General features: G+C 70.5%; 8 protein-coding genes. 3 read left to right on the top strand and 5 right to left on the bottom strand.

Annotation, left to right across the window (positions count from 1 at the left end; genetic code table 11):
• Window positions 1–350: AGE family epimerase/isomerase (locus RIF93_RS16005; RefSeq protein ID WP_309092447.1), on the top strand; the 350-nt coding region annotated here is incomplete at its 5' end.
• On the opposite strand, the gene RIF93_RS16010 is transcribed toward RIF93_RS16005, so the two are convergent.
• Window positions 341–862: a DUF4402 domain-containing protein gene (locus RIF93_RS16010; RefSeq protein WP_309092448.1), complete on the bottom strand. Its 522-nt coding sequence runs from the start codon at window positions 860–862 to the stop codon at window positions 341–343. The two genes, RIF93_RS16005 and RIF93_RS16010, sit on opposite strands and share 10 nt — an antisense overlap.
• A 380-nt stretch (window positions 863–1,242) precedes the next feature.
• Here RIF93_RS16010 and RIF93_RS16015 point away from each other — a divergent pair, with 380 nt between their 5' ends.
• Both RIF93_RS16015 and RIF93_RS16020 read left to right on the top strand, forming a co-directional pair.
• A complete protein-coding gene (locus RIF93_RS16015) occupies window positions 1,243–2,469 on the top strand; it encodes a pyridoxal-dependent decarboxylase (RefSeq protein ID WP_309092449.1) in 1,227 nt (408 codons plus the stop codon).
• A gap of 39 nt (window positions 2,470–2,508) precedes the next feature.
• The gene (locus RIF93_RS16020; protein ID WP_309092450.1) at window positions 2,509–3,741 is read left to right on the top strand and encodes a Xaa-Pro peptidase family protein; all 1,233 of its coding nucleotides are present in this window, start codon (window positions 2,509–2,511) and stop codon (window positions 3,739–3,741) included.
• 3 nt (window positions 3,742–3,744) lie between these two features.
• On the opposite strand, the gene RIF93_RS16025 is transcribed toward RIF93_RS16020, so the two are convergent.
• The 4 genes from RIF93_RS16025 to RIF93_RS16040 form a co-directional block, all read right to left on the bottom strand.
• On the bottom strand, window positions 3,745–4,554 hold the full coding sequence (locus tag RIF93_RS16025) for a glycosyltransferase family 2 protein (RefSeq protein WP_309092451.1): 810 nt from the start codon (window positions 4,552–4,554) through the stop codon (window positions 3,745–3,747).
• Between the two features lie 91 nt (window positions 4,555–4,645).
• Entirely contained in the window at window positions 4,646–7,039 is a 2,394-nt protein-coding gene (locus tag RIF93_RS16030; RefSeq protein ID WP_309092452.1) for a TonB-dependent receptor, read from the bottom strand.
• Between the two features lie 30 nt (window positions 7,040–7,069).
• Entirely contained in the window at window positions 7,070–8,053 is a 984-nt protein-coding gene (locus RIF93_RS16035; RefSeq protein WP_309092453.1) for a FecR domain-containing protein, read from the bottom strand.
• 94 nt (window positions 8,054–8,147) lie between these two features.
• On the bottom strand, window positions 8,148–8,464 hold a 317-nt coding region (locus RIF93_RS16040; protein WP_309092454.1), incomplete at its 5' end, for a sigma-70 family RNA polymerase sigma factor.

Below are 8,464 nucleotides of genomic sequence, written 5' to 3' on the forward strand. Positions count from 1 at the left end.
GGCGCGCGGCGGGCGCGCGGCTCTATCAGGTTGGGCGACGGGGCGTGGACCCGGGCCGCGAGGTGGCGGTGAACGCGCTCTGGGACGATCTCAGCGTTCGCGACGGGGCGGCCCGGCTATGGCCGCAAACCGAGTGGCTGAAGGCGGCGCTGATCTTCGGCGAGGAGGCCGATGCGATCTCGGCGGCGCGTGGCCTCGCCCGCTATCTCCAGACGCCCACGCGCGGGCTCTGGCGCGACAAGCAGGAGGCCGACGGCGGCTTCGTGGACGAGCCGGCGCCGGCGACCTCGTTCTACCACCTGCTAGGGGCCGTGCAGGCCCTTCGCGCCGCCGGCGGGCCTCAGTTGTAGGCTACGGTGACGGTGAAGCTGCCGCCGTAGGCGCCCGTCACCGTCGTGTTCGCGATAGACAGTTCGCCCCCGACGCCGAAACTGGCTGAGCCCGGCCCGCCGGGCGGTCCCGCCAGGAGGCCTTCGGCGGCCGAGGGCGTGAGCGTGACAACGATCGTCTCGCCCCCGCCCTCACGCGTCATGGTCATGGTTTCGGGTGCGGTGATGGAGAACGTCTGGCCGCTTTCCCCGCCGACCGTGAAGGCCGCCTGCGAGGCCCCGGTGTTCGAGAGCAGGGCGCCTTGGCCTGCGAGCGATCGGGCGCCATTGGCGGGATCGATCGTGATGGTTCCGGTTCCGCTGCTCGGACGGGCGATGGTGCCGAAGTCGAGGTCGGTCTCCTTGCCCAGAACGATCGGCAGGAAGATGGTGCTGCTGCCGGTGGCCGGCTGGCTTGCCGACGCCTGCGCGTGGGCGAGCGCCGGCGTCGACGCCAGGAGCACGCTCGCGACCAGGATACGCAGGGTGGGCATCAGCTGAGAATTTGGCTTCGTTTCACGGTCGGCCGAACGCGACCCTCCTCGAGCCCGAACCTTAGGTCCATCAAGCTGAACATAGACTTACGTTCGGCGCGGGCGCCACCAACCGCGCATGGGAGCCTGCAACCCAGCCGAGCGGACAGACGGCCGCATGCGGATGCTCTCCCAGCGGGCAGGCGCCCAAGGCTTGGGCGCCGCGGTGGCATTTTCACAGGCGCTGCAATCCGGCCTTTCTCTCGCCGCAACCACCGGCGAGTGTGCTCCTGCCCTTCGGGGCGTTTCCTCCCTTTGACTGGCCGCGCCGAAAGGCGCGGCTTTTTGTTTGCGCATGTCGGCGCGGCGCTATGGTGCGGGCGGCACCTGCGGAGGCTTTCATGAGCGCGGCCCTTCCTGAAACCGGCTCCGATTGGGACGAGCTGAAGGCTCGGATGTTGCAGATGGCGGCGGGCGACGTGCGCTGGCGTGACGGCAAGACGGCCGTCTACGTGTTCAACGCCGGGCCCGAGGTCGAGCGCGTCCAGAAGGAGGCCTACGCCCTCTTCATGTCCGAGAACGGGCTTGGGCCGGCTGCCTTCCCGAGCCTTGCCCGCATGGAAGCCGAAGTCGTGGGCTTCGCACTCTCGCTGCTGAACGCGCCGGCGGGGGCGGCGGGCGCCATCACATCCGGCGGTACGGACTCCATCACCATGGCCATCAAGGCGGCCCGTGACTTCGCGAGGAAGCAGCGGGGCGTGACGGGGCCGTTGAACATCGTGTTGCCGCGCTCGGCCCATCCGGCCTTCGACAAGGCCTGCGCCCTCGTGGAGATCGAGGTGCGGCGGACGCCGGTGTGCGACTACCTGGCCGATCCGGCCGCGATGGCGGATGCGGCCGACGCCTCGACCGTGATGATCGTCGGTTCGGCGCCGAACTTTCCCTATGGTCTGATCGATCCGATCGAAGCGCTCTCCGAAATCGCCGTCGAGCGCGACCTGTGGCTGCACGTGGACGCCTGCGTCGGCGGCTATCTCGCTCCGTTCGTACGGATGAACGGCGCCGACATTCCGGCCTTCGACTTCGCGCTGCCCGGCGTGCGCTCGATGTCCGCGGACCTGCACAAGTACGGCTACTGCGCGAAGGGCGCCTCGACCGTGCTGTTCCGTTCGGAAGCATTGAAGGCCCTGATGGTCTTCGACTTCAAGGACTGGCCTGGCGGACGGATGGTGACGCCCACCTTGGCTGGCACGCGGCCCGGCGGCGCCATCGCGGCGGCGTGGGCGGTGATGAACTTCCTGGGAGTCGCCGGCTACCGCGAGAAGCAGGCGCAGGTCACCGCCGCCCGGGAGGCAATCCAGGTCGGCGCCGAGGCTCTGGGGTTCCAGGTTTTGGGACGGCCGCAGCTGGGCCTCATGGCCTTCACCCGCGCCGACGTGGACTGTCTCGCGATCTGGGCCAAGCTTCGCGAGCGTGGGTGGTTCACAGGCGTGACCACCGAGCCCAAGAGCCTGCATCTGATGCTGTCGCCCTTCCACGCCTCGGTCGCCGAGGCCTACCTCGCGGACCTCGCCTGGGCGCTCGAGGCGGCGAAGGGGGGCGCAGGCGCGGAGGTCCGCTACGCCTAGGGCCTTGAGCCCGGCGACGGGTCCAGGCAGCTTGGCCCTATGGATCGACGCAGTCTCCTGACCGCCGGAGCCGCCTTGGCCGCCGGCCTCGCCCTACCCATTCGCGCTCCCGCTGCGGAGCTGTCGCCTCTGCCGAACCCCCCGCCGCCGATCAGCCGGGCCGAACGGCAGACCAGGCTCGACAAGGCGCAGCGGCTGATGCGCGAGCAGGGGCTCACTGCCCTGCTGGTCGAGCCGGGCGCCAGCCTGGTCTATTTCACTGGCGTGCGCTGGGGGCGAAGCGAGCGGCTGACCGCTGCTGTGATCCCGGCTGAGGGCGAGATCCTGGTGGTCACCCCGTTCTTCGAAGAGCCGTCGGTCCGCGAGACCCTGGCCGTTCCGGCCGAGCTGCGGACCTGGCAGGAGCATGAGGACCCGCTGGCGCTGGTCGCGGGATGGCTGCGCGAGAAGAAGCTGGCGGCGGGCGCCGTCGGCGTCGAGGAGACCGTCCGCTTCTTCGCCGTCGAGGGTCTGCAGAAGCATCTGCCGGACACGCCGGTGCGGTCGGGCGCCAGGGTCGTGCGCGCCTGTCGGATGATCAAGTCGCCGGCCGAGATCGCCCTGATGCAGCACGCCGCAGACATCACGGTGGCCGCCTACCGCCACACCGCCCCGCGTATCGAGCGTGGCATGACGCCGGGCGACATCGGCGCGATCATGAACGGGGCCACTCGCGCCCTGGGCGGCAGCCCCGAGTTCGCGCTGATCCTGCTGGGCGAGGCCAGCGCCTATCCGCATGGCTCAGGCAAGCCGCAAGCGGTGCGCGACGGCGAGGTCGTGCTGATGGACTGCGGCTGCACGTACCAGGGCTATCAATCGGACATCTCTCGGACGCTGGTGTTCGGCGAACCGACCCGGCGCCAGCGCACCGTCTGGGAGCACATGCGCCGCGGCCAGCAGATCGCGTTCGAGGCCGCGCAACTCGGCGTGGAGGCCGGGGCGGTCGACGACGCCGTACGCCGCTACTATGCGTCGCTGGGCTATGGCCCGGACTACAAGCTGCCTGGCACCTCGCACCGGACCGGCCACGGCATCGGCCTCGATGGGCATGAGCCGATCAATTTCGTGCGCGGCGAGCGCACCCGGCTTGCGCCCGGCATGTGCCTGTCGAACGAGCCGGGCATCTACATCCCCGGCGAGTTCGGCATCCGGCTGGAGGACTGTCTCTACATGACCGAGCAGGGCCCGAAGTGGTTTTCGGTCCCGCCCGCGTCGATCGATCGACCCGTCTAGAGGCTAGCCCGCCGCGGCGGCCCGGCGGAGGGGAGCCGGCTCGGCGGCAGCCGCGCGCCCGGCGGCGGCGAGCTCGGCGGCGCGCATCTGGACGAGCACCGGATGCAGGGCCGAAAGCAGGGCCACCAGCAGGCCAAGCCGGCCCTCGCGCCAGCCGGCCCGGAGCAGATAGCTGGAAGCCATCGCGCCGAGGCCGCCGAGCAAGGCGCGCGCCAGGCTGCCGGCCTGGTCGGCGTCGGCAAGATCCAGGGCCAGCCGGTCGCTCTCGCGCTGAAGCCGCTCAACCAGCTGCCCGACGTCTCGGCCGACGAGGCGGCGGATCGCCCCCGTCAGGGCCCCTGCGGACCGGCCGGCCAGGACGGCGTTCTCCACCCGACCCGGACGCCAGGACTTCACGCCGCGCCGGCTGAGGCGGACGGCCTGGTCGATGCTGATGGCGCCGGTCCAGCCGTGGCGCACGCGCGTCTCGCCGACGTAGTTGTCGACGGGGAGCTCGAACCAGTCGCCCTCGGGCCGCATCTGGAGCGCGGCCCGAATCTCCCAGGCGAGCGCGCGATCGATCTGCTCGTCCGGTTCCACTTCCAGGATCCAGTCGCCGGAGCACAGTTCCGCGCCCGCCGCGCGGGCCTGGCTGGGCAGGGGAAAGATGCCGTCGACGACCTGTGCGCCGGCGCGACGGGCGGCTTCCCGGGCACGTTCCGCGCCGCGCTCGAGCACCACCACGATCTCGTCGCAGAAGGAGAGGCTGCGCAGGCAAGCCGCGAGATCGGCTTCCCCGTCACGTGCACAGACCAGCGCCGATAGCCTGACCACCTTGCCCCGTCTCCAGCGAACCGTCGGGTTCTTTCACTGGATAGACGCCGCCGCAGGCCACAGCCCCCCAGCCAAGCTCGGCGAAATTTGTCTAAAAGTTGGCGGCGAGCCTCAGGCCGATCGTCCGCGGCCGTTGCGGCGTCACCTGGCGCAGGGTCCGCAGGCTGAACGGGTTGCCGTAGGCGAAGGTGTCGCTGTCGTCGTTCGCGGGGTTGCTGACGAATACCGCGGCGCTCCAGACGTCGGTGGCCACCTCGGCCGTGACCCGCGCGCGAACATAGCCGCCCATGGTCCGGTTGATCGTCGCGTCGAACGACAGCGGCGAGCGGCCGACATAACTCGCCTCGCCCACCAGCCGCATGAGGAAGTCGCCGGCGAGCGGCCGCTGATAGATCGCGACCATCCCGCCCGAGGTCTCGGGGACGCCGGGAAGTTCGTCGCCCACGCGGCCGGTGAAGCTCGGATTCTTGTTTGTCACGCGGGACCCGGCGAACAGCGCGTTCACCTGCAACGAGAGGCCGAAGTCCCAATCGTAGCCGACCTCACCCTCGAGTCCGAGGATCTCGGCGTCGGCCACGTTCGCCGTGTAGGCCAGGCCGGTGAGCCGGTATTGATCCGTCTGGATGTCCCGCCATTCGGCGTAGTACGCGGCCGAGCGCACCGCCATGCGGCCGTCGAAGAGCCGCAGCTTCGTTCCGATCTCGTAGTTTCGCAGCCGGTCGGCGCCGAAGATCGTCCGGGCATCGAGCAGCGGCCTTGTGCCGGCGGTGTTGAAGCCGCCGGGACGATAGCCCTCCGACATGAGGACGTAGGCCAGGCTCCCGTCGGCGAACGCCCGCTGGAGGGAGATCTTCGGCGAGAACCCCTGGAACATCCGCTCGTAGCCGACGAGGCGGGAGACGCCGGGCGGCGCGACTCGCACGTCGGCCGAGGTGCGCACCCAGCTGCCGAACAGCCGGCCGCCGACGCTGAGCGTCCAGTCCGGGGCGAACTCGTAGTCGGCCTCGCCGTAAAGCGCCAACTCGCTCAGCCGGTCCTTGCGGAACTCGCGGTAAACCGCCGTCTGCGTCCCGTTGCGCGAGATAATGTCGGCCGATGACGGCGAGCGCTCGACCGTGAGCGAGGCGTAGGCGCCGCCGAGCCATCGGAACGGGCCGGCGCCACGCGAGCGCACCACAAGGTCTTCGACCAGCATGTTGACGCGGGTGTTCTCCAGATAAACGACCGTATCGGTCGCCTGGGCGCCAAACGCGTTGCTGGGGTCGTTAGGCGCGCCCGAGAGGGAGGCGTCGTACTGACTTGTGAAGGTGTGGTGGACATAGGCCGATGACGACGAAACGCTGACGGGACCGAGGTCGCCGGCCAGCGTGACCGCGCCGTGCGCGAAGTCGTTGTCGTGGCCCTCCCGGATGCGGTTGCCGCGTCCGCCGCCCATTCGGGGAATGACATACTGGGCGTCGTTCGAGCGGAGGTGCTGGGTGGCGGCGAGGGCGTCGAGAGTCCAGTCATCGCCCAGGCGCATCCGGACCGCCACCCGGCCGCCGTTGCGCACCGTGCTGTCGACGTTCCTCTCGCCCGGCGGGACGTCGTCCAGGTAGCCGCCGCGGTAGTCGTGATAGGCGACGATCCGGAGGGCCGCTTCGCCGCGGAACAGCGGGACGCTGAGATAGCCTTCAATCTCGCGGCTCGGCTCGCCGCCGTCGGTGACGGCAAGGGTCGCGCCGACGCCGCCCGCCATCGCCTCGAGGTCCGGCTTGCGCGTGACAATGCGATAGACGCCGGAGATCGCGCCGGAGCCGTAGAGCGCCCCCTGGGGACCGCGCATCACCTCGATGCGCTCGATGTCGACGAGCCGCAGATCCGGATCGGGCGCGTTGTAGTTAAGCGGAGCGTCGTCCAGGTAGGTGCTGACGGTCGAGCGGGCGCGCCCGGTGAACGTGCCGTCGGAGAGCGCGCGGATCAGCAGCTTGTCGCGGCCGGGGCCGAGGTTGGTGGTCAGAATCCCGGCGACCTGACCCACCGTTTGGCCGACGTCGGCCGCGCCGGTGACGGTGATCTGATCCCGAGAGATGGCGCTGACCCCGGCCGGCAGCAGGTCGAGGCTGGTCGGGCGCTTGGCCGCCGTGACCACGAGCTCGGAAACCAGCATCGGCTGGTCGGCGGGTGGGCGCGCGGGACCGGCGGCCGGCGCAGGCGGCATGATGCGCACCGTGCGGGCGTCGACGATTCGGAACTGGCACGGAGCGCCATCGAGCAGATGCTCCAGCGCCTCCCGAAGGGTATGGCGGCCGCGAAGCGCGGTCGGCCCGCCGCGGCCGCAGGCGGAGGTGCCGACGATCGAGACGTTGGCCTGGATGCCGAGGTCGATCAGCGCATCGGCGTAGCTCTTGGGCGGAATCGAGACGCGAACGCGCGCGTCGGCGGCTTCAGCGGCCGTCGCGGAACACGCGACGAGGCCGCCGGCCAGCAACGCCCGCAGAGGCACGCCACGCCGTGCTATCGCCCTTAAACCCCATCAGCGCCCTGTCGCGCCGTCGCGCTGCAGGACCAGTCCCGCGTCAGAACGTACCGCTCTTATGGGAACCAGCAAGGCCAGGCGATCAATAACCGCATCCTGATCGTCGAGAACCAGAACGCCCGAGATAGGCGTGGCCGCCAGCGCGGGGTCCTCGATGCGGATCTGACTGGGGAACTGCCGGTTCAGGTCGGCCACGACCTCGCTCAGAGGCTGCTCGCGGTACACGACGCGCCCCGAGCGCCAGCCCAGGACTTCCTGCGCATCCACGGCGGCGACCCGGACGTCGGGCGATCCTTCCCGGTGCTCGAGACGCTGATCGGGGCGCAGGCGGTAGGCGCGGCCGCTCGCGCCTTCGGTCGGCCGGACCTCCACGGCGCCGCGGGCGACGGTGACCGATAGCTCCCCGTCGTGGCGGCGGACATCGAATTGGGTGCCGACTACCCGCACGGTCCGGTCGCCGGCGACGACTTCGAAGGGACGACGGGAATCATGGGCGACATCGAAGATGACCTCGCCCTGGTCCAGGGTCACTTCGCGCCGGTCACGACGGAGGGTGACGGAGAGCCGCGTCGCGGCGTTCATCGTCAGCGTGGAGCCGTCGGCGAGGGTCACCGCGCGGTGCTGACCAAGGCCCGTGGCGTATACTTCGGTCTTCGGCGATTGGATCTGCGGCAGGAACACGAGAGCGCCGGCCGCCGCGGCTGCAGCCGCGCCCGCGCCAAACCACAGCTGACGCCGGTGCGGCGGTCGGGCCCGCCGGCTGGCGAGACCCTCGGCCACCCGGTCGGCCTCACGGCCGTAGGCGATCCAGACCGACAGCGCATCATCATAGGCCCGCGCGTTTGCCTCCGACGCCTGAAGCCAGGCGTCGAACGCCAGCAGGTCGGCCTCGCCGAGCTCAGCGGCCTGGAGCCGAACGACCCAGTCGGCCGCCGCCTCGCGGCGCGAGTCCTCGTCGGCATGTCGCCGCAGGTCGCTCATCGTCCCTTCCAATGCGGCCGTTCACCGCCCCCTGACAGCTTAGACGCCGCGGACCGGGTCGGCCCCCCGGTCGGTCGATGCAATTTCTGGTGGTTCATGCGCCAAGCCTCGCCGTGAGGGCTTTCAAGGCGGCGCTGACGTGCTTCTCCACCGACTTGACGGAGATGCCCATCGCCTGAGCCGTCTCGGCGTGAGAGCGGCCCTCCAGCTTGTGCAGGCGAAAGGCGCGCTGCATTTGCGGCGGCAGGGCGCCGACGGCGTCGACCAGCTGCCGCAGGCGCTGACGCGAGGCGACGGCGTCTTCGGCGGACGGCACGTCGGCCACGTCCTCCCCGCCCACGGCGGCGTGGGCGACCGTGCGCCAGGCGGCGTCACGCGCCGCCGCACGGCTTTCCCGGCGGGCGCGGTCCA

Source organism: Phenylobacterium sp. (assembly GCF_031181185.1).
Lineage (GTDB): Bacteria > Pseudomonadota > Alphaproteobacteria > Caulobacterales > Caulobacteraceae > Phenylobacterium.

Coding starts and splice junctions, on each gene's coding strand:
- RIF93_RS16020 (WP_309092450.1), top strand. CDS start 2,509: ATGGATCGACGCAGTCTCCTGACCGCCGGAGCCGCCTTGGCCGCCGGC.
- RIF93_RS16015 (WP_309092449.1), top strand. CDS start 1,243: ATGAGCGCGGCCCTTCCTGAAACCGGCTCCGATTGGGACGAGCTGAAG.
- RIF93_RS16010 (WP_309092448.1), bottom strand. CDS start 862: ATGCCCACCCTGCGTATCCTGGTCGCGAGCGTGCTCCTGGCGTCGACG.
- RIF93_RS16035 (WP_309092453.1), bottom strand. CDS start 8,053: ATGAGCGACCTGCGGCGACATGCCGACGAGGACTCGCGCCGCGAGGCG.